1 protein-coding gene is annotated in these 760 nt (G+C 75.1%); it reads left to right on the top strand.

Annotated elements, in window-relative coordinates; genetic code table 11:
* Window positions 1-12: 12 nt before the first annotated feature.
* Window positions 13-213, top strand: a complete 201-nt coding sequence (locus LCD33_RS28615; RefSeq protein ID WP_224967703.1) for a hypothetical protein — start codon at window positions 13-15, stop codon at window positions 211-213.
* The last annotated feature ends 547 nt before the right edge of the window (window positions 214-760 follow it).

Here is a 760-nt window from a genome sequence, read left to right as displayed (position 1 = left end):
GGAGGTGATCCGATGGCTGTTCCGATCTGGGCCGCGTCGTGCGGGCCGGTGGATTCGCGGTGGCACGGGGTGCGGCGGGCCGGTGGTGGCGTGTTGCCTGCGTGGTGCGGGGTGTTCGTGTACGGGCCGGTGCACTTGCGGCGGGGTGCGTGTCCGGCGGGCGTGTTCGATCGGGATGCCTGCCTGGAGTGCGCGGCGGTGGGTGATGGTTGAGCGGCATTTCTGGCGTCCTGGTGGGGATTCCGTGCGGCATGCGTTCCGGGGTCGTCGGTGGTGCGGTGAGTCGGGTGCGGTGTCGGTGTGCGGTGCCGGGGTGGAGTTGGCTTCCGATCCGTCCGAACAGGACTGGGTGGTGGCGCCGACCTGCACCGCCTGCAACGAGGTGCTGCGCGCCGAGCTCCCGAGGCCCGAGCCGGGTCTGTTCGGCTGAACCGCTGAGATCCGAGCCGAACCTGTTCGGCCGGACTCCCCGGGGGCTGAAACCGAACCTGTTCGGTCGAATTCCCGGGGCCTGACACCGAACCTGTTCTGTTGAAGACTCCCGGGTCGGACGGGACCCCTCTCCCCGTCCCGTTCCCGTCCCGGGCAGGCCTCCCGCCGGTCGCGGCGCCGGAAACCCCGACCCGGCCCGCGCCACGGGAGGCGGAGCGGGGGGGGGGGGGGGGCCCCGGGCGGCGCCCCGCCCCCCCCCCCACCCCGCCCGAACCCCCCCCCCCCCCCCCCCCCCGGGCGGCGCGCCGCCCGCGGGCCCCGCGAGGGG

Source organism: Saccharopolyspora sp. 7B (assembly GCF_020177435.1).
Taxonomy (GTDB): Bacteria; Actinomycetota; Actinomycetes; order Mycobacteriales; family Pseudonocardiaceae; genus Saccharopolyspora_C; species Saccharopolyspora_C gregorii.
The sequence above is the reverse complement of the archived record's forward strand: the minus strand, read 5'-3'. Positions and strand labels throughout refer to the sequence as shown.

Excerpts from the sequence above, each read along its gene's own strand:
- LCD33_RS28615 (WP_224967703.1), top strand. The coding sequence starts at position 13 with ATGGCTGTTCCGATCTGGGCCGCGTCGTGCGGGCCGGTGGATTCGCGG.